General features: G+C 73.1%; 17 protein-coding genes. 8 read left to right on the forward strand and 9 right to left on the reverse strand.

Features of this window, described 5'->3' with window-relative positions; genetic code table 11:
* The first annotated feature begins 100 nt into the window (after nt 1-100).
* Nucleotides 101-1600, forward strand: coding sequence for an alpha,alpha-trehalose-phosphate synthase (UDP-forming) (locus tag HNR22_RS10820; protein WP_246380789.1), 1500 nt, complete (start codon nt 101-103; stop codon nt 1598-1600).
* Between the two features lie 37 nt (nt 1601-1637).
* On the opposite strand, the gene HNR22_RS10825 is transcribed toward HNR22_RS10820, so the two are convergent.
* The 6 genes from HNR22_RS10825 to HNR22_RS10850 form a co-directional block, all read right to left on the reverse strand.
* Nucleotides 1638-2435, reverse strand: coding sequence for an alpha/beta hydrolase (locus HNR22_RS10825; protein WP_179783499.1), 798 nt, complete (start codon nt 2433-2435; stop codon nt 1638-1640).
* Between the two features lie 49 nt (nt 2436-2484).
* Complete coding sequence (locus tag HNR22_RS10830) at nt 2485-3891, reverse strand: NAD(P)-binding domain-containing protein (RefSeq protein ID WP_179780251.1); 1407 nt, start codon at nt 3889-3891, stop codon at nt 2485-2487.
* A gap of 116 nt (nt 3892-4007) precedes the next feature.
* On the reverse strand, nt 4008-4700 hold the full coding sequence (locus HNR22_RS10835) for an endonuclease/exonuclease/phosphatase family protein (protein ID WP_425488048.1): 693 nt from the start codon (nt 4698-4700) through the stop codon (nt 4008-4010).
* An 11-nt stretch (nt 4701-4711) separates the two neighbouring features.
* On the reverse strand, nt 4712-5659 hold the full coding sequence (locus HNR22_RS10840; RefSeq protein WP_179780252.1) for an ROK family glucokinase: 948 nt from the start codon (nt 5657-5659) through the stop codon (nt 4712-4714).
* A 76-nt stretch (nt 5660-5735) separates the two neighbouring features.
* Nucleotides 5736-6440, reverse strand: coding sequence for a hypothetical protein (locus tag HNR22_RS10845; RefSeq protein WP_179780253.1), 705 nt, complete (start codon nt 6438-6440; stop codon nt 5736-5738).
* A gap of 31 nt (nt 6441-6471) precedes the next feature.
* Nucleotides 6472-6927: an SRPBCC family protein gene (locus HNR22_RS10850; protein ID WP_179780254.1), complete on the reverse strand. Its 456-nt coding sequence runs from the start codon at nt 6925-6927 to the stop codon at nt 6472-6474.
* A 188-nt stretch (nt 6928-7115) separates the two neighbouring features.
* Between HNR22_RS10850 and HNR22_RS10855 the strand changes: the two genes are divergently transcribed.
* From HNR22_RS10855 to HNR22_RS10885, 7 genes are all read left to right on the forward strand, one after another.
* The gene (locus HNR22_RS10855; protein ID WP_179780255.1) at nt 7116-8930 is read left to right on the forward strand and encodes an AMP-binding protein; all 1815 of its coding nucleotides are present in this window, start codon (nt 7116-7118) and stop codon (nt 8928-8930) included.
* A 14-nt stretch (nt 8931-8944) separates the two neighbouring features.
* Nucleotides 8945-10639, forward strand: coding sequence for a histidine kinase (locus tag HNR22_RS10860; RefSeq protein WP_179780256.1), 1695 nt, complete (start codon nt 8945-8947; stop codon nt 10637-10639).
* 7 nt (nt 10640-10646) lie between these two features.
* Nucleotides 10647-11315 carry a response regulator transcription factor gene (locus HNR22_RS10865; protein WP_007072219.1) on the forward strand — a complete coding sequence of 223 codons (669 nt, stop codon included), beginning with the start codon at nt 10647-10649 and terminating at the stop codon, nt 11313-11315.
* A gap of 188 nt (nt 11316-11503) precedes the next feature.
* Nucleotides 11504-12313 carry an SAM-dependent methyltransferase gene (locus tag HNR22_RS10870; protein WP_179780257.1) on the forward strand — a complete coding sequence of 270 codons (810 nt, stop codon included), beginning with the start codon at nt 11504-11506 and terminating at the stop codon, nt 12311-12313.
* Between the two features lie 79 nt (nt 12314-12392).
* Complete coding sequence (locus HNR22_RS10875) at nt 12393-14051, forward strand: putative bifunctional diguanylate cyclase/phosphodiesterase (RefSeq protein WP_246381928.1); 1659 nt, start codon at nt 12393-12395, stop codon at nt 14049-14051.
* A 596-nt stretch (nt 14052-14647) separates the two neighbouring features.
* On the forward strand, nt 14648-15232 hold the full coding sequence (locus tag HNR22_RS10880) for a TetR/AcrR family transcriptional regulator (RefSeq protein WP_179780258.1): 585 nt from the start codon (nt 14648-14650) through the stop codon (nt 15230-15232).
* 19 nt (nt 15233-15251) lie between these two features.
* Entirely contained in the window at nt 15252-15914 is a 663-nt protein-coding gene (locus HNR22_RS10885) for a lysophospholipid acyltransferase family protein (protein ID WP_088949439.1), read from the forward strand.
* 14 nt (nt 15915-15928) lie between these two features.
* Here HNR22_RS10885 and HNR22_RS10890 read toward each other — a convergent pair whose 3' ends face one another.
* The 3 genes from HNR22_RS10890 to HNR22_RS10900 form a co-directional block, all read right to left on the reverse strand.
* Nucleotides 15929-17053: a glycosyltransferase family 4 protein gene (locus HNR22_RS10890; RefSeq protein WP_179780259.1), complete on the reverse strand. Its 1125-nt coding sequence runs from the start codon at nt 17051-17053 to the stop codon at nt 15929-15931.
* On the reverse strand, nt 17050-18309 hold the full coding sequence (locus HNR22_RS10895; RefSeq protein ID WP_179780260.1) for a M48 family metalloprotease: 1260 nt from the start codon (nt 18307-18309) through the stop codon (nt 17050-17052). Before HNR22_RS10895 ends, HNR22_RS10890 begins: the two co-directional genes overlap by 4 nt.
* Nucleotides 18310-18492: 183 nt before the next feature.
* Nucleotides 18493-18711: a hypothetical protein gene (locus HNR22_RS10900; protein WP_179780261.1), complete on the reverse strand. Its 219-nt coding sequence runs from the start codon at nt 18709-18711 to the stop codon at nt 18493-18495.
* Nucleotides 18712-18907: the final 196 nt, after the last annotated feature.

An 18907-nucleotide genomic window follows, 5' to 3' on the forward strand; every position in this document is an offset into this window, starting at 1 on the left:
TTACTGTCAGTAGGAATACCGCTGTACGTCACTTCCCCCGCTGACTGACCGGTTTTCCCTTGCTCGCGGCGGTCAGTCTCTGCTGATCGGAATGCCCGAGATGCGACAGAGTTCCCTCGTGGTGGTGGCCAACCGCCTCCCCATCGACGACAGCCAGGCCCCGGACGGGGCCTGCGAGTGGCGACGCAGTCCGGGTGGGCTGGTCAGCGCGCTGCACCCACTTCTGCGGCACACCCCGGCGACCTGGGTGGGCTGGGCCGGCGGCACCGGCCCGGCCCCCGCGCTGCCGGACGTGGACGGCGTCCGGATGCACACCGTCGCGCTCAGCCCGGAGGACCTGCGCGACCACTACGAAGGGTTCGCCAACGCCACCCTCTGGCCGCTCTACCACGACGCCGTGGAGCAGCCGCAGCATCACCGTCGCTGGTGGGAGGCGTACCAGCGGGTCAACCAGCGCTTCGCCGAGGCGACCGCCGAGGTGGCGGAGCCGGGCGGGGTGGTCTGGGTGCAGGATTACCACCTGCAACTGGTCCCGGGCCTGCTCCGCGCGTTCCGCCCCGACCTGCGCATCGGGTTCTTCCTGCACGTGCCGTTCCCGCCGCCGGAGCTGTTCATGCAGCTGCCCCGCCGAGCCGAGTTGCTGCGCGGCATGCTCGGCGCCGACCTGGTCGGCTTTCAGCGCGTGCAGGCGGCGCACAACTTCGCCCAGCTGGTGACCAGGGTGCTGGAGTTGCCGGCCACCGACCGACGGATCGGCGTCGACGACCGGGTCGTCCGCATCGGCGCGTTCCCGGTCTCCATCGACACCGCCGAGATGGGGGCGCTCGCCGCCCGCCCCGACGTGGCCGCCCGGGCCCGCCGGCTCCGGCAGGATCTCGGCGACCCGCGGCAGGTCATCCTCAGCGTGGACCGGATGGACTACACCAAGGGCATCGAGCAGCGCCTCAAGGCGTACAGCGAACTGCTCGCCACCGGCGACGTCAAGGTCCGCGACACGGTGCTCGTGCAGGTCGCGATGCCGAGCCGGGAACGCGTCGGCCAGTACCAGATCCTGCGTGAGCGCATCGAGCGCGAGGTGGGCCGGATCAACGGCGAGTTCGGCCGGGTCGGCGAGCCGGCGATCCACTACCTCACCCAGCCCTTCGACCGGGCCGAGCTGGCCGCGCTCTACCGGGTGGCCGACGTGATGGCGGTGACCCCGCTGCGCGACGGGATGAACCTGGTCGCCAAGGAGTACGTGGCCGCCCGTGTGGACGACACCGGCGCGCTGCTGCTCAGCGAGTTCGCCGGCACCGCCGCTGAGCTGTCCCAGGCGTACCTGGTCAACCCGCACGACCTGGAAGGGCTCAAGCAGGGTCTGCGCGCGGCGCTGCGGGCCAGCCCGGCCGACGTCACCCAACGGATGAGGGCCATGCGCGCCCACCTGCACGAGCACGACATCCGGGCGTGGGCCCGCTCCTACCTCCGGGCCCTGGACGAGGGCGGCGCCCTGGTCGGTCGCCTGTCCAGCACCGACACCAACCCCGACGGCGTGGCTCGGGTGCCGCGACCCGCCACCGCCCCGACCGCCAGCCCGGCCACCCACCAGGCCGGCGGCTGACCGACGGGGCCGGCGGGCCGCACCGGCGCCCGGGGGCTCAGTGTGCCGCCGCGGGCTCCTTCTCCAGCCAGTCCAGAATCGCGTCGATCGGCTCCGCCCACCGCGCGTCCAGCATCAGGTCGTGGCCCATCCCGGGGAAGAGCAGCGGGGCCGAACCGTACCGGCGGGCCACCCGGGTCAACGTCGACGCCGGCACCACCCGGTCGTCCGGGCTGCCCAGCACCAGCACCGGAGGCGAGCCCACGGCCGGCTCGGCCTGCGGCTCGCCCAGCAGCGCCCACTGCGCCCGGCGGCCCGCCCGACCGAGTCGTCCGACGTGCCGTCGGGCCTCCTCCTCGGGCAGTTCACGGCTGAACAACTGCGCGCGGTTGAGCCGCAGCGGTCCGCCGAACACCGCCGGCAGCGTGCCCGCCGGGTTCCGGCGCAGCGCCGCACCCAGCACTCCCCAACCGCCGAAGACGGGTGCCACCAGCACCGCGCCCCGCGCAGGGTAGCGGGCCAACGCGTGGGCCACCACCAGCGCCCCGGCGCCGTGCCCCACCAGCACCGCCTGCCGCGGCAGGCTCGCGGCCACCTGGACCACATCATGGGCGTACGCCCGCAGCGTTGCCTCCGGGGCCGGCTCGCTGCCACCGTGCCCCCGCAGGCTCACCGCGTACGCCGGGAAGCCCCGCGACGCGGCGTGACCCAACCAGTGCTCGGCGAACGCCCACGCGCCGTGCCCGAACCCGGGTACGAAGAGCAGCGGCGGGCGCCCCTCCTCCAGCTCGGGAAGGGCGCTGAGCACCTCCCGCCGCGCCGGCCGGACCGGACGCGACCACTCCCGGCCTCGCATGATCCGCAGCTCAGTCACTGGTCTGCCTTTCGTCCGCGACCGGGGGATCTCACTTGCCCTCCAGGTCGTGCAGGGCGCGCTGGATGGCGCGCAGGTAGTCGGCGTGACCGACCTCGAACCAGTGCCGGCTGCTCTCCTTGACCTGCCCGGAGTAGCGCTCACCGGCCCGGTCACGCACCCGAGACGCGAACGCGGCGGCCCGCTCCGGCCGATCTCGGCGAGCCCGCAGCAGGCGGGCGAAGAGCACCGTCTGCCAGTGCGACAGGGTGAACAACCCGGAGTCCGGCTGCAACAGGCCGGCGACCGCCAGCGTCGGGTGCCCCGGGGTGAACGCGTTGAGCCACAGCGTGGGCCGACCCGCGCCCGCGCTGTCGCCGAACACCGAGGCGTCGAGGAACTCGAAGCGCGGCAGGTAGCCGGTGGCGAAGATGACCACCTCGGGGTCGATCTGGCGGCCGTCGGCCAGCTCCACGGCGTACGGGTGGAACCGGGCGATGTCCGGCACCGGGCCGATCGCGCCATGGCCCACGTAGTAGACGAGCTGGCTGTTCGCGATGGGGTGCGTCTCGTACACCCGGTGGTCGGGTTTGGGCAGGCCGAAGCGGGTCAGGTCGCCGACGGTCAGGCGCAGCGTCCAGTGGTAGAGCCACTGCCGCACCCGCAGCGGCACGCGCAGCGCCAGCAGGGTGTCGTTCACCTGGTCGGCGGGGCGGCCGAGCACGTACTTCGGCGCGTACCAGTAGCCGCGCCGGGTGGAGTGCCAGCAGCGCGACGCCTGCTGGGCGGCCTCGACGGCGATGTCGCAGCCGGTGTTGCCGGCACCGACCACCAGCACCCGCTTGCCGCGCAGCTGCGCCGGGTCCTTGTAGGACGAGGCGTGCATGATCTCGCCGCGGAACTCCTCCAGCCCCTCGTAGCGGGGCAGCTTCGGCGACCAGTTGTGGCCGTTGGCGATCACCACTGCGGCGTATCGGGAGGTGCGCTCCGGGCCGTACCCGCCGGTGGAGCGGGTGGTGACGTCCCACCGGTCCCCCTCGGCGGGCTCGACCCGGATCACCTCGGTGCCGAACCAGATGTGCGAGCGCAGGTCGAAGTGGTCGGCGTACCGCTCGAAGTACGACAGCAGCTGACTGTGGTGCGGGTAGTCCGGCCAGGAGTCCGGCATCGGGAAGTCGGGGAACTGGGTGAACGGCTTCGACGACAGCAGGTGGGTGCTGGCGTACACCGGGCTGCGGTCGTGTCGCCAGTTCCAGGCGCCGCCGACGCCGGTCTCCCGCTCGTAGCAGTCGACGCCGAAGTCGTGCTCGCGCAGGTTCTTGATGGCCGTCAGGCCGCTGGCCCCGGCCCCGATGACGCAGACCGTGTCGCCCCGGTCGGAGACCGGGCGACCGTCGCTGCTCAGCGCGGACGGGATCGCTTCGGGGTCGGGCCGGCCGTGGTCGGTGGAGGTGGACACCGAAACATCTCCTTTTGGTACGGCAGGCGTGCCGGTCGCCGCGAAATCCTCTCCACAACGGAGCCGGATGTCCAGCCCTGACGCGGAAGCGTCGACGGTCGAACCGGCGTCGGGGGTCAGTCGGCGTCGGGCAGCAGCAGGTCGACCAGCACAGGGAAGTGGTCACTGGCCCGGCGGGTCTGCGGGGTGTCCACCACGTCGTAGTCGACCACGGTGATCCGCGGGTCGACGAAGAGGGCGTCGATGCGTCGGCGCGGCTCGGCGCAGGAGTAGGTGAGCCGGTCCGCCCGGTCGGCTGCCACCGCGGCGTCGGTCAACCCGCGCGACACGGTCGCCCACGCCGGCCCGTCCGGGCCCTCGTTGAGGTCCGCCCCGGCCAGCACCGGGCTGGTCGCCTCGTCCAGCCCACGCTTGAACTCGGCGGCCTGGGCCGGACGCTCACCCAGGTCGGTGGACAGGTGCGAGCCGGCGAGGGTGAACCGGGCGTCGCCGACCCGGCATTCGGCGTACGCGGCGCCGCGCAGGTGCCGGCCGGGGGTCAGCGGGAAGCGCTGGCACCGGGTGGCCCGCACCTGGACCCGCAGACTGGTCAACAGCAGGTTGCCCAGCGCAGGCAGGCCGCCGGCGGCCACCACCAGGCCGAACGACTCGGCCAGCGTGGCGGACTTCTGCCGCCACCGGAACCGGCGCGGCCCCTCCTGCACGATCACCACGTCCGGCCGCGCGGCCCGGACCACGGCCGCCAGCGCGGCGGTGTCGTCGCGCTGGCTGTGGATGTTGTACGACACGACCCGCAGCGGTACGCCCATCCCGGACCGCCTCAGATCCGGCGGGCCAGGTCGGCGGCACCGATCACGCCGGCGCTGTTGCCCAGCTCCGCGGGGAGCACCTCGGCCACCGGCAGGCGACCACGCTGGGCGAGCGCGTCGAGGTACGAACGGCGGGTCGGGCCGAGCAGCAGGTCACCGGCGTCGATCACACCGCCGCCCACCACCAGGGTCTGCGGGTCGAGGATCTGCGCCATGTCGGCGAGGCTGGTGCCCAGCCACCGGCCGATCTGGGCGAACGCCTCGGCGGAGATCGGGTCACCGCCCTGCGCGGCGGCGGTCACCATCGGGCCGGTGATCGCCTCGGCCTCGCCGCCGGCCAGGTCGAGCAGCGCGGTGGCCCGGTTGGGCTCCTGGCGAGCGCCGGCCCGGGCGAAACGTACGAGGGCGCTGCCGCTGGCGTACTGCTCGATGCAGCCCAGCCGGCCGCAGCCGCACTGGTGGCCGTCCGGAACGGCCAGCATGTGGCCCAGCTCCGCGGCGATGCCGTGCGCGCCGCGCATCAGCTCGCCGCCGAGGACGATGCCGCCGCCGACGCCGGTGCCGATGGTGAACATGATCATGGAGTCGTCGGCGTCGCGGGCGGCGCCGTGCCGGAACTCGGCCCAGGCGGCCACGTTTCCGTCGTTCTCCACGATCACCGGCAGACCGACGGCCTTGCTGACGTACTCGCGTAGCGGTTCGTCGCGCCAGGCGAGGTTCGGGGCGAAGAGCACTGTCGAGCGGCTGGCGTCGATCCAGCCGGCCGCGCCGATGCCGACGGCCTCGATCGTCCGCCCGGCTGCCAGCTCGCCGACCAGCTCGATGATGACGTCGCGGGTCTTGCCGACGTCATCGGCGGGAGTGTCCCGTCGGGTCTGCACGAGGACCGTGCCGGTGTCGTCCACGACACCGCCGGCCACCTTCGTGCCACCGACGTCGACTCCGATGGTCAGCGTCACCGCTGCCGCCCCCCTCTGCTGTGCCGTCCGGCCCGTGTCCGGCGGCATGCCGGTCCGGGTCGGAAATGTCCCGCGCTCAGGCGCCGTCGCCCGATGCTTCCGCGTCGGTGTCGTCGGGCACCCGCGAGGCGGGCACCACGGGACGGGTGGTCGGTGCCGGTACGGTCGCCGACCCGGCCTCGTCGACGGGTGGTGCGGCGGCCGGGGCGAGTGGGTCCGCCGTCCGGGTGGCGACCGACCAGACATCCCGCTCCGGCGCCGGCTGAGAATCATGCCCGGTGCGGGTGGCATCGCGCCACACGTGGTTGTCACCGGCCGCGGCGGGCGGCTCGTCCGGGGCCGGCTGCGGGAGCACACCGTCGGTGGTCGCGGCCGGTGCCGGCGCGGTCCGGGCGGGTGGCTGGGAGGGTGGGTCGGAGGGGCTCGTCGGGGGCGGCTCCGCCGGGGAGAACGCGCGGAGCAGGCTGGCGACGCCCGCCGCCAGGTCTCCGGCGCCGGTCGCGAGACGTTCGGCGAATTCCGGACTCGGGTCGCGCAACGCGGCGATGCCCCGACAGACCGGGCAGACGCAGCATTCGGCCGATCCGGTGGCGAAAGCACCTCCGGGGCCGGGACGCCCGTCCGGGCCGGCACTGTGACCGAGGACACCGGACAGCACCCCGCCCAGCGAGCCGAACGCGCCGCTCGCCGAGCCCGCGGAGGCCAGTCGCGCCCCCGCGAGCAGGGTGGCGACCAGCCGCTCCGCCTCTTCCCGGGCCGAACCCGGATCCGTTCCGCCCACCCTCGGCTCCTCTACCGTGCCACCGGACGCGTCACTGCGCCGCACCGGATGCTTCTACCCGGCGCTTGAGCTGCTTCAACGCGGTGTCCATGATCATCTTTTCGGCTTTGCGGCGAAACATCCCGAGCATTCCCACCGACAGGTCGACCTCCAGCGTGTAGGTCACCGTGGTGCTGCCGTCCGGGTTGCCCACCAGGTCGTACGACCCGCGCTGGCTCTTCTGCATCTTCGAGGGCGCGACGAGGTGCCACTCGATGCGGGACAGGTCCTCGGCGTAGGAGTAGGCGAGCACGTACTCGTCGGCCATCACCCCGGCGTCGATGGTGAAGCGCACCTGGCTGGCGTAGCCGTCCTCGTACTCCTCGACGACCTCGACGCGACGCACCGCGTCGGTCCACTCCGGGTAACGCGCGAAGTCGCAGATGACCGCCGCCACCCGGTCCGGTGCGGCGCCGACGATGATCGACTGGGTGGAGGAGTCCGCCATGGGGGGAGGCTACCCGGCGGGTAGCGCCCCCGTGCCGCGCCGCCCCCGTCGGCAGGTCCCGAGGACCGCAGGGGGCCGGAACAGCCCCGGGCGTTGGCGGTGTGCCGGTGTTCACCAGGTAGGTTTCGACACAGCCGGCACCCGCGGGTGGCGGCTGGCCCGACCAGTGCGAGCACGAAGGAGTGCAGGTGCGCGAGTTCTCCGTCCCGCCGATCGTCACCGTTGGCGACGCGGCCAACCTCACCGATCCGGTGTGGGACAACGCCGAGGCCGCGCCCGACACCGTCCAGTTCGCCCGCCCCACCGCGAGCGCCGAGGGCGCCGTCACCGCCTGGACCGAGGTGACCTGCCTCCAGTTCCGGGACGAGGTGGCCGCCGTCGCCCGCGGGCTCATCGCCGCCGGCATCGAGCCCGGTGTCCGGGTCGGCCTGATGAGCCGCACCCGCTACGAGTGGACGCTGCTCGACTACGCCATCTGGACCGTCGGCGCGGTCACCGTGCCGATCTACGAGACCTCCAGCGCCGAGCAGGCCGCGTGGATCCTCGAGGACTCCAACGCGGTCGCCGTCGTGGTGGAGACCGAGGCGCACGCGGCCCTGGTCGCCGGCGTCCGGCACCGGCTGCCCGAGCTGAGCCACGTCTGGCAGATCGACCAGGGCGGGGTCGACGAGCTGGTCACCAGCGGTGCCAGCGTCGAACTGGCCGAGGTCGAGCGGCGGCGCAAGGCCGTCGAGGCCAGCGACCTCGCCACGATCATCTACACCAGCGGCACCACCGGCCGACCCAAGGGTTGCGTGCTCACCCACCGCAACATGTACGCCGACATCGCCAACGCGATCCCGGTGCTGCCGAACCTGTTCAACCCCGGCGCGAGCACCCTGCTCTTCCTTCCGCTGGCGCACGCCTTCGCCCGGCTGATCCAGATCGGCGTCGTGCAGGCCCGGGCCACCATGGCGCACTGCGCCGACACCAAGAACCTGGTCGCCGAGCTGCAGGAGTTCCGGCCGACCTTCGTGCTCTCCGTGCCCCGGGTGTTCGAGAAGGTCTACAACGCGGCCAAGCAGAAGGCCGAATCGGACGGCAAGGGGCGCATCTTCGCCCGCGCCGAGCAGGTCGCCATCTCGTACAGCGAGGCTCTGGAGACCCCGGGCGGACCGGGCCTGGCCCTGCGCGCCCAGCACGTGGTCTTCGACCGGCTGGTCTACCGCAAGCTGCGCGCCGCGCTCGGCGGCCGGTGCCGGGACGCGATCTCCGGCGGCGCGCCGCTCGGCGCCCGACTCGGTCACTTCTTCCGCGGCATCGGCGTGACGATCCTGGAGGGCTACGGCCTCACCGAGACGTCGCCCGCCGCCGCGGCGAACCTGCCGGACGGCACCCGGATCGGCACCGTCGGCCGTCCGCTGCCCGGCGTGACCATCCGCATCGAGGACGACGGCGAGATCCTGATATCCGGCGAGTTGATCTTCCAGGGCTACTGGGGCAACGAGACGGCAACCGCCGAGGCGATCAGCGGCGACGGGTGGTTCCGCACCGGCGACCTGGGCCACCTGGACGCCGACGGTTACCTCACCATCACCGGCCGCAAGAAGGAGCTGATCGTCACCGCCGGCGGCAAGAACGTCGCCCCGGCGGTGCTGGAGGACCTGGTCCGGGCGCACCCGTTGATCAGCCAGTGTGTCGTGGTCGGTGACAGCAAGCCGTTCATCGCGGCACTGGTCACCGTCGACGAGGAGGCGCTGCCGGCCTGGCTGGAGAGCGCCGGGATGCCCGCCGACACCACAGTCGAGCAGCTGCGCGAGCACGAGGGCCTGCGTCAGGAGATCCAGAGCGCGATCGACACGGCGAACCAGGCCGTCTCCAAGGCCGAGGCGATCAAGGTGTTCCGGGTCCTGCCCCGCGACTTCACCGAGGCGACCGGCGAACTGACCCCGTCGCTCAAGGTCAAACGCCAGGTTGTCCACAAGACGTACGCGGCGGAGATCGCCGATATCTACCGAGGCTGACTACCATCCGTCACGTGCCCGCATCCACAGCAACCGCACCGCACCCGCATCCCCTCGCCGCGGCCGCCCGCCTGGTGATGCTGGCGCTGATCGCCGTCCTGACCCTGTTCGCCACCCGTGACGTCGGCCAGCTGTGGTGGATCGCGTTGCTGGCGGTGGCCGGGCTGCCGTCCCTGCTCGCCCCGCAACACCGGCTGATCGCGCCGCTGAGCCGGGTGGCGGAGGTGGTGGTGCTGGGCCTCGCCGCGAGTCACGTGGCGGCGGTCGCGTCCATCGGTGGCACCGTCGACGGCCTCGGAGCCTCGGCGGTACTCCCCTACCTGGCGGTCCCGGTGACCGTCACCGCGCTGCGCCGCCGCTTCTCCGAGGGCACCGCCCTGCTCGCGGTCACCGCCGCCACCCTGCTGGTCAGCGGCGCGCTGACCCAGGTCGACGGAGGGCCCCAGCTCGGCCAGCTCGGTTACCTCGCGGTCTGCGCGCAGTGGCTCATCCTGGCGGCGCTGGGGCTCTACGCCGCCGGCACCCTGCACCGGGTGATGGCCGTTCGCAACGAGGGCAAACCCCAGCCGTACGCCGAGGCCACGCGACTGCTGACCCAGCTGCGGACGGTCGCCCGGCAACTGCCCGGGGCAACCCTGGATCCGGGCGGCATCTCCGAGCACCTGCTGGAGGAGTTGCGCACGGTGGCCCGGGCCGACCGGGGCGCGGTGCTGTCGGCCAGTGGCGGCGGCCGGCTCGTGGTGCTCGCCCAGGCCGGCGTCGACCGGGTGGACTGGGAGACGACACTCGACGCGGACTCGGCCATCGCCGACGCCTGGGCCAGCCAGCAGGCCACGACGGCCGCGCGCTCGCAGTCCCGCTCGCACCGTGGCGGCGACGTGTCCGCGCTGATCGTTCCGCTGGTCGCCGGGGTACGCACGGTGGGGCTGGTGGTGCTGGAGGCGGACGCCGCGCACGCGTACCCGCCGCCGGTGGTGTCCCGGGTGACCGCGCTGACCCGCCCGGCCGCGCTGCGGCTGGAGGCGGCGCTGCTCTTCGACGAGGTGCGTTCGCTGGCCACCAACGAGGAGCGGCAGCGGCTGGCCCGGGAGATCCACGACGGGGTGGCGCAGGAGCTGGTGATGGTCGGCTACGGCATCGACAACGCCCTGGCCACCGTCTTCGACGACGCCGACGAGACCGCCGAGGCCCTGCGTACGCTGCGCGCCGAGGTGACCCGGGTGATCCAGGAGCTGCGGCTGAGCCTCTTCGAGCTGCGCAGCGAGGTGGACCGGCAGGGCGGGCTGGCCGCGGCGATCGCCGAGTACGCGCGCACCGTCGGCGCGTCCGGCGGGCTGCGGGTGCACCTCTCGCTGGACGAGTCCACCGCGCGGCTGCCGGCCGCCACCGAGGCCGAGTTGCTGCGCATCGCCCAGGAGGCGGTGACCAACGCCCGCAAGCACGCCGGAGCCTCGAATCTGTGGGTCACGTGTGAGGTCGACCCGCCGTATGCGCAAATAGAAGTGTCGGATGACGGTCAGGGGATGGCTGACCAGCGCCCCGACGGACGGTACGGTCTTGCGATCATGGCCGAGAGGGCGGAACGTATCCGGGGCCGGTTGGAGATCAGGCCGCGGCAACCCAGCGGCACGACCGTGGCGGTGGTTCTCGGCACCTCGGCCCGGCGCGACAACGTGCGCGACAGCGCAGCACCATCAGAAGGGGAGTAACCCGAGGATGACCACAAGTCCGACACCGGCCACCCGCACCAAGGTCCTCCTTGTCGACGATCATGACCTGATTCGCAAGGGCCTGCGGCACGCCTTCGAGCGCGACCGCCAGTTCGAGGTCGTCGGTGAGGCGGCCACGGCGGCGGAGGGCGTACGCCAGGCCGGCGCCCTGCAGCCGGACGTGGTGATCATGGATCTGCGGCTGCCCGACGGCAGCGGCCTGGAGGCCACCCGCGCGCTGCGCAAGTCCAGCGCGTCGATGGGCATCGTGGTGCTGACCATGTACGCCGGCGACGACCAGCTCTTCGGCGCCCTGGAGGCCGGCGCGAGCGCCTTCGTGCCGAAGACCGCCCCGGCCGACGAGGTGGTGGCCGCCGCACGGCACGCCGCCTCTTCCCCCAGCGCGTTCACCGCCGCCGACCTGGCTGAGGCCATGAAGCGTCGGCTCGCCCCGTCCGGCCCGCAGCTGTCGCCGCGGGAGGGGCAGGTGCTGCGGTTGCTCGCCGACGGAATGAGCGTGGCGGGCATCGCGAAGCAGCTGTTCGTCAGCGAGTCCACGGCCAAGACGCACATCTCCAAGCTCTACGAGAAGCTCGGTGCGGCCAACCGGGCTCAGGCCCTGATGACCGCGCTCCGGCTCGGCCTGCTCGAGGCACCGGACGCTCCCAAGTTCTGACCTGTCCCCGCTCGTCGAGCGGGACGTCGCGACCGACGGTCCGCGCCAGCTTCGGCCAGGCGCGGGCCGTCGCGTATCGACCGACGTCGGCGGGCAACCTCCGGCGCGCTATGGTCTGGCGTGCGTGGCGGGTGCACAATACCCGCGCGGGCGACGACGCTCGCGTCGCGGATTCGAGGGGTTGACGCATGCAGCGGCCGGACTGGGCACCCGACACCATCGACATCGAGCGCCCGAGCGTCGCGCGGATGTACGACTACTACCTCGGCGGCTCCCACAACTTCGCCGCCGACCGAGCCGCGGCGCAGGCGATGGTCGCGGCGGTGCCCGAGGCGCCGCTGATGGCCCAGGCCAACCGGGCGTTCCTGCGTCGGGCCGTGCACCACCTCGCCGAGGCGGGGATCCGGCAGTTCCTGGACATCGGCTCGGGCATTCCGACCGTCGGCAACGTCCACGAGATCGCCCAGCGGCTCGACCCGCAGTCACGGGTGGTCTATGTGGACGTCGACCCGGTGGCCGTGGCGCACAGCCGCGAGATCCTCGCCGGCAACGAGCGGGCGGTGGTCGTCCAGGAGGACCTGCGGCGCCCGGAGGCGATCCTGGCTCACCCCGACGTCCGCAAGCTGCTCGACCTGAGCCAACCGGTCGCCGTGATGGTGGTGGCCGTCCTGCACTTCATCTCCGACGACGACCGACCGGCGGAGCTGCTGCGGACGCTGCGCGACGCGTTGGCCCCCGGCAGCTACCTCGTGCTGTCGCAGGCCAGCGACGACGGGCGCAGCGACGACGAACGCGCCGAGGCCGAACGGGTCTACCGGCGTACCGACAACCCGCTGTGGGTGCGCAGCCGCGCCGAGTTGACCGAGTTGTTCGACGGGTTCGAGCTGCTCGACCCCGGCGTGGTCTGGGTGCCCGAGTGGCGACCGGACACCCCGGAGAGCGCGGAGGACGCCGAGCGCGCGGTCTTCATGGGCGGCGTCGGGCGACTCGGTGGCTGAGCTGCCCGAGGTGGCCACCCACCCGGGCACGTTCGCGCGCGCCTGGGCCAAGGCGGTCTCCGGCACCAGCTACCTGCCGATGACCCAGGCCCAGCTGGAAACCCTGCTGCACCGGCTCACCGGGCAACTGGCCGGCGCGTTGCTCACCGAACCGTTCGACCTGCGTGCCGGGCACCGGGTCGGCGCCGAACTGGTCGCCGCGCACATCGCCTCCGCGGAGGGCCTCGGTCGTACCGTCGAGGTCATCCAGCTCCGCCTGGTGCGCGACCTGGGGTTGGTGGCCGAGGACGTCGAGGACCGGATGGCCCGACTGCTCGCGGCGGTGGCGACCGGCTACGCCCGCGCGCTGCGCGACCGGACGCTCGACGAGCAGGAGTCGATCCGCCGGGCCGCGATGAGGGCCCGCACCCAGGCCGAGCGGGCGCTGCGGGCCAGCGAGGCCCGGTTCCGGCATCAGGCCACCCACGACCCCCTCACCGGCCTGCCCAACCGGACGCTGTTCACCGAGCGGCTCACCGCCGCGCTGAACGAGCCGGGCCGGGGCGCGGAGCGGGTCGGGGTGTGCTTCCTGGACCTGGACCGCTTCAAGGTCGTGAACGACACCCTGGGGCACCAGGTTGGCGACCATCTGCTGGTCACCGTGGCCGAGCGGTTGTGCAAGGCCATGGGTGAGCACCTGCTGGCCCGGCTCGGCGGGGACGAGTTCGTCATCCTGGTGGAGCGCAGCGGCGGCACCGACGACATGCTGGAGGTGGCCGAGACCGCCCTGGCCGCGGTGCGGACACCGGCGCTGGTCGACGGGCACGAGCTGCAGATCTCGGCGAGCATCGGCATCGTCGAGCGCCAGGTGGCCGGTGCCAACCCCAGCGACCTGATGCGGGCCGCCGACAGCACGCTGCACTGGGCGAAGGCCGCCGGCGGGGCCCGCTGGGCTCTCTACGACGCCGAGCGCAACCAACGTGAACTGGCCCGGTACGCGCTCTCCGCCGCCATCCCGGCCGCCCTGGAACGCGGCGAGTTCTACCTCGACTACCAGCCGCTGACCTCACTGCGCGACGGCAGCCTGGTCGGCGTCGAGGCGCTGGTCCGTTGGCGGCACCCGGAGCTGGGTGTGCTTCGACCGGACAGCTTCATCGGGTTGGCCGAGGAGACCGGCCTGATCGTGCAGCTGGGTGGGTGGGTGCTGGCCGAGGCGTGCCGCGAGGCGGAGGCCTGGTCGGCCGGTGGCGCCGCCGCACCGTTCGTCAGCGTCAACCTGGCGGTACGCCAGGTGCACCGGCCCGGGCTGGTGCAGGAGGTCCGCGCGTTGCTGCGGCAGACCGGCCTACCGCCGGAGCGGCTGCAACTGGAGATCACCGAGAGCACGATGATGAGCACCGCCGAGGAGCCGGTACGCGCCCTGCGGGTCCTGGCCGACCTCGGGGTACGGATCGCCATCGACGACTTCGGCACCGGCTACAGCAACCTGGCGTACCTGCGGGACCTGCCGGTGACCGAGCTGAAGGTGGCCGGGGAGTTCGTGGCCGGCCTGCGGTCGCCGTCCGTCGGCCGCACCGACGAGCGGATCCTCGCCTCGCTGGTCTCGCTGGCGCACGCGCTGGACCTGACCGTCACCGCCGAGGGCGTGGAAACCGCCGGGCAGGCTGAGCGACTGCGGGCGATCGGCTGCGACGCCGCCCAGGGCTGGCACTTCGGCCGCCCGGCCCCCGCCGATCGCATCCTGGCCCGCATCCGCTGACCCCTCGGGCCCGACCCCGCCACCCCGACCCCGTTCGCGCCGGCCTGACCACGACCCCGGTGCCCCTTCGCACGCCAGCTCGGACCACCTCCGGCGTCCGCGCCCCGCTCGGACCGGCCCACGGCCCCACGGCCCCACGGCCCCACGGCCCCACGGCCCCACGGCCCCACGGCCCCACGGCCGAGCATGATCCACTCGCCTTTCATGAAGTCGGGGTATCCCTGGCGCCAGAACACCCCGATTTCATGAAACCGGAGTGGATCACGCGACAGACTGATCGAGACGCGCACAGATTGTCCGGTTTCGGGTTGTGTCCTGGCCGTGGTCGGAACCCCTCGCCGACCCCCGGCCGCGGTCGCCGGGTTCCTCGGGGGTCGGGCGACCAAGTCGAGTAGGCGGTATACCTCACCGGCATATATATGACTCACAGGTATACCGCTCAACGAGACAACGACGCCCGACCGACGACTCCCGACGGGGGCGGTGCTGAGCCTCGTCTGACCCGCCATCAGGGTCGCGACCAGCGAGAAGCTCGCCCACGTGGGCAAGCCGACCAGGCGTAGACAACGTCTACGCCTGGATGGTAGACAGTGTCTATGGACGCGGACGAGACGGGGTTGCGGGCGCGACTGGTGGCCGTCGGAGTCGACCTGGTGCTGCGCGAGGGCCAGTCGGCGGTGTCACTGCGGGAAATCGCCCGCCGTGCCGGCGTCTCGCACGGCGCACCGCGCCGCTATTTCCCCACCCACGTCGACCTGCTGTCCGCCATCGCCCGCGAGGGCTTCGCGGACCTCACCGCCAGGGTCGAGAAGACCCTGCGCGACGTCGACCCGGACCCGCGTACCCGAATCACCGCCCTGGCCCGGACGTACCTGGACTTCGCGGCGGCCCATCGCGGCATGTTCGAGCTGATGTTCCGCCACGACCTGCTGGACAGCGGCCGGCTGCGGCTGCGCGAGACGAGCCTCCCGCTGTTCGCCGTGCTGGCCGACCTGGTGGCCCAGCTACGCCGACCGACCGACGCCCCCGCACCGGTGCTCGCCGGCGCGCTCTGGGCCAACCTGCACGGCATCGCCCAGCTCTGGGCCTGGGGCAGCCTGCCGCTGGCCACCGGCGCCACCGAGGACGACGCCCTGCTGCGCGCCGCGCTCGACGCCCATCTCGGCCCGAACCCCACCTGAACCCGAACCCGGAGAACACGTGCCCCTGCTGTACGACCTCACCAAGCTGACCGTCGGCACCACGCTGCGGCTGGGCTGGCGGCCCCGCGTGGAGGGGCTGGAGCATCTGCCCCGGCACGGCGGCGCGATCCTCGCCGGCAACCACCTGTCCGTCGCCGACGAGTTGTTCCTCGTCACCGCGGCGCCCCGACACGTGACCTTCTGGGCCAAGGCCGAGTACTTCACCGGCCGCGGCCCGGGCGGCTGGCTCAACCGGCGCATCGTCGCCGGGATGGGTGCCATCCGGGTCGACCGCGCCGACGGCCGGGCTGCCCTGCGCGCCCTCGACGCCGCCGTACCGGTGCTGCGCGCCGGCGGCCTGGTCGCCGTCTACCCGGAGGGCACCCGCTCGCCGGACGGACGGCTCTACCGGGGCCGCGTCGGGATGACCCGCCTGGCCCGCGACGCCGAGGTGCCGATCATCCCGGTCGGCGTGACCGGCACCGCCGAGGTGCTGCCGGTCGACGCGCGGCTGCCCCGCCGGCACCCCGTCACCCTGCGGTTCGGCCCGCCCATCCCGGTCGCCGAACGGATCAACGGGCCACGTGACATCCGGACGGTCACCGATGAGGTCATGGCGGCGATCCAGAAGCTCACCGGCCAGGAGTACGTGCCTCGCTACGCACCGACCCGGGAGAGCTGAGCACGGCGCTGCCCTCAGCCGGCGAGCAGCGCCGCCATCCGGTCCGCCTGCGCCTCCCAGCGCCATTCCCGCTCCACCCACGCCCGGCCGGCAGCACCCAGCTGGCGGGCCAGATCCCGGTCGGCGAGCAGCCGGGCGACCCGGTCGGCGAGCTGGGCGACGTCCCGGCCGCGGACGACGTAGCCGGTCTCCCCCTCACGGACCGCATCCGGTGCGCCGCCAGAGTCACCGGCCACCACCGGCAGGCCGGTCGCGGAGGCCTCCAGGTAGACGATGCCCAGCCCCTCCACGTCGAGACCGCGGTTGCGGGTGCGGCAGGGCATCGCGTAGACGTCGCCGGCCGCGTAGTGCGCCGGCAACTCGGCCGACGGCACCGAGCCGGTGAACACGACGTCCCGTTCCACACCGGTCTGCCGGGCCAGCTTCTCCAGGGTGGCCCGGTACGGCCCGCCGCCGACGATCAGCAGCGCCGCCTCGGGCACCCGACGACGGATCTCCGGCAGTGCCCGGATCAGCATGTCCTGACCCTTGCGCGGCACCAGCCGGGACACACAGACCACCACCGGCCGGTCGGTCAGCCCGAGCCGGGCCCGGACCTGCTCACCGTCCACGGTCGGGTGGTAGGTGTCCACGTCGACCCCGGGCGCCAACCGGCGGAGCTCGGTCACCCCGTCCAGCACGCGGGCCAACCGGCTGCGGGTGTACTCGCCGAGGTAGGTGGTGACGTCGACGCCCCGGCCGATGCGCCGCAGCGCCGGCCGGGCCGCCGGCAGCGCCGCCCAACCAACCTCGTGGCCGTGGGTCTGCGCCACCACCCGGCGGACGCCGGCCCGCCGCCGCAGACCGGCGGCGAGCAAACCCAACGGCGCCGCCGCGCCGAACCACACCGTGTCGCAGTCGTACGCGCGAGCCAGCCGCGCCGCCCTGCGGGCGATCAACGGGGTGGGCAACAGCACCCGGGTGCGCTCCCGGATCACCTCGAACGGCTGGTCGGCGTCGAACTTCGCGGCACCGCGCCAGCTCGACGCGTACACGACCACCGAGCCCGCCGGTTGACGCACCGCGAGGTTGTGCACGAAGGACTGGATCCCGCCCGGGCGGGGCGGGAAGTCGTTGGTGATCAGCAGTGTGCGGCTCATCGGCCAGACTCCCGGGCGTACGCGCGGGCGGCGGCGATCCGCTCCACGGTGGACGGATGCGAGGCCGAGTAGAGGTATTCCCAGCGCGGCGGATCGGGGTCGCCGAGGTTGACCGAGCCGAGCCGGCGCTGCATCGACTCGAATGCCTCCGGGTCGCGGGTGAGCGCGAGCGCATGGGCGTCGGCTCGTGCCTCCACCCGCCGCGACATCAGTGCCTGGACCGGCGCGGCGATCAGCCCGGCCACCGTGACGAGGGCCAGCAGCAGCGGGAACGCGCTCGGTTGGGCGACCGAGTCGACACCGGCCAGCCGTAGCAGCGGCCCCCACGAGCCGAGCAGGTAGAGCGCCACCACCGCGGCGGCGGCACCCAACGCCCCGGTCAGCGTGCCGGCCGCCACGTCCGAGTCCTTGGCGTGCCCCAACTCGTGCGCCACCACGGCGGTCACCTCGGCCGGGGTCGCCTCGGTCAGCAACGTGTCGTAGACGACGACCCGCCGGGTCGGGCCGAGACCGGAGACGTACGCGTTGACCGCCTTGGTGCGCCGGGAGGCGTCGGCGACCAGCACGTCGCGCACCGGCACCCCGTCGCGGGCCGCCATGCTCATCAGCTCGGTGCGCAGCTGGCCCTGCTCCATCGGGGTGAACCGGTTGAACACCGGCTCGACCAGCACCGGCAGCACGAACGACAGCAGCACCACCAGCAGCGCCGCACCACCCGCGCCGAACGCCCACCACCAGCGGGGCGCGAGCCGGATGACCGCGTAGAAGCCGAACAGCGCCACCGCGCCGATCACCGCGCTGACCGCGTACGACTTGAGCAGGTCGACGGCCCAGCCGCTCCAACCGTTGGTGCTCAACCCGTAGCGGGTGAGCACGCTCTGACGCCAAGCGGCGAACGGGAGCGTGACGAGGTCGGCGACGAGCACCACGGCCAGCCCACCGAGCACGGCCTGCGCGGCCCAGTGCCCGCCGAAGGGCCGAGCCACCAGCTCGATCAGGCGGCTGCCCAGCGGGGTGAGCCCGAGCGCCAGGGCGACCAACAGCCCGACGGCGAGCGCCGTGTAGCCGCCGGGGCGCAGCGCGGCCCGGAACTCCCGCCCCTTGGCGACCTGCTCCGCCGGCAGGTCACCCAGCGCGGCGAGCTGGTCGGCGCGGGGGGCCGGCGGTCGATGCCACGGGATGAGCAACGCGGCGAGCACGACCAACGCGACGGTCAACCCGGCCAGGGTCAGCAACGCCCACCCGCGCGGGGTCACTGCGTCACCGCCGTGCTCCCCGCACGGCGGGCGTCGTCGCCACCAGCGAGCGCAGCGCCAGCGAGCGCAGCGCCGACGAGTGTGCCGTCGTTCCGTCGTACCCCGCTCATCGCGCCGCTCCTCCCGCCGTGACCGCTCATCCTATGGCCCGCGGAAAGCGCGCTCCCGGGCGCGGTCTCGCGCTCAAGCGACCTGCCGGGTGGCGCGGCGGCGAGCGGTCTCAGGCCGCGCGGGCGCGGCCAGCACCTCCACGTCGAAGCCGGCTCGGGCGAGCACCTCGATCGCCTCGACCTCGGCGGCGACCAGCCCGGCCGCCGGGGACGTCTCGTCGAACAGGGCGGTCAGCGGGCAGCCGGAACAGCCGTCGGCCCGCTTCGCGCACCCGTCGCAGTCGATGAGCATCACGCCTCCTGATCGGCTCGCGGCGCAGGGCCGGCGCCCTGTCGTCGCCGACCGAGCACCGTCGGTCACATCGACGCTAACCACCGGGTACGACAGAACCGCACCGACCGTCCGTTCGAGGGCGAGATCGACTCCTCTTTAGCGAAGCCGGGCCATCCCGCCCGGCCGGACACCCCGACTTCAAGAAACCCGTGTC

Origin of the sequence: Micromonospora jinlongensis (genome assembly GCF_013410645.1) — a bacterium.
Classification (GTDB): domain Bacteria; phylum Actinomycetota; class Actinomycetes; order Mycobacteriales; family Micromonosporaceae; genus Micromonospora; species Micromonospora zamorensis.

Bases quoted from the DNA above. Each gene is read 5' to 3' on its own strand.
- HNR22_RS10820 (WP_246380789.1), top strand. From the start codon at position 101: ATGCGACAGAGTTCCCTCGTGGTGGTGGCCAACCGCCTCCCCATCGAC.
- HNR22_RS10825 (WP_179783499.1), bottom strand. From the start codon at position 2,435: ATGCGAGGCCGGGAGTGGTCGCGTCCGGTCCGGCCGGCGCGGCGGGAG.
- HNR22_RS10835 (WP_425488048.1), bottom strand. From the start codon at position 4,700: ATGGGCGTACCGCTGCGGGTCGTGTCGTACAACATCCACAGCCAGCGC.
- HNR22_RS10850 (WP_179780254.1), bottom strand. From the start codon at position 6,927: ATGGCGGACTCCTCCACCCAGTCGATCATCGTCGGCGCCGCACCGGAC.
- HNR22_RS10865 (WP_007072219.1), top strand. From the start codon at position 10,647: ATGACCACAAGTCCGACACCGGCCACCCGCACCAAGGTCCTCCTTGTC.
- HNR22_RS10870 (WP_179780257.1), top strand. From the start codon at position 11,504: ATGCAGCGGCCGGACTGGGCACCCGACACCATCGACATCGAGCGCCCG.
- HNR22_RS10875 (WP_246381928.1), top strand. From the start codon at position 12,393: ATGACCCAGGCCCAGCTGGAAACCCTGCTGCACCGGCTCACCGGGCAA.
- HNR22_RS10880 (WP_179780258.1), top strand. From the start codon at position 14,648: ATGGACGCGGACGAGACGGGGTTGCGGGCGCGACTGGTGGCCGTCGGA.
- HNR22_RS10890 (WP_179780259.1), bottom strand. From the start codon at position 17,053: ATGAGCCGCACACTGCTGATCACCAACGACTTCCCGCCCCGCCCGGGC.
- HNR22_RS10900 (WP_179780261.1), bottom strand. From the start codon at position 18,711: ATGCTCATCGACTGCGACGGGTGCGCGAAGCGGGCCGACGGCTGTTCC.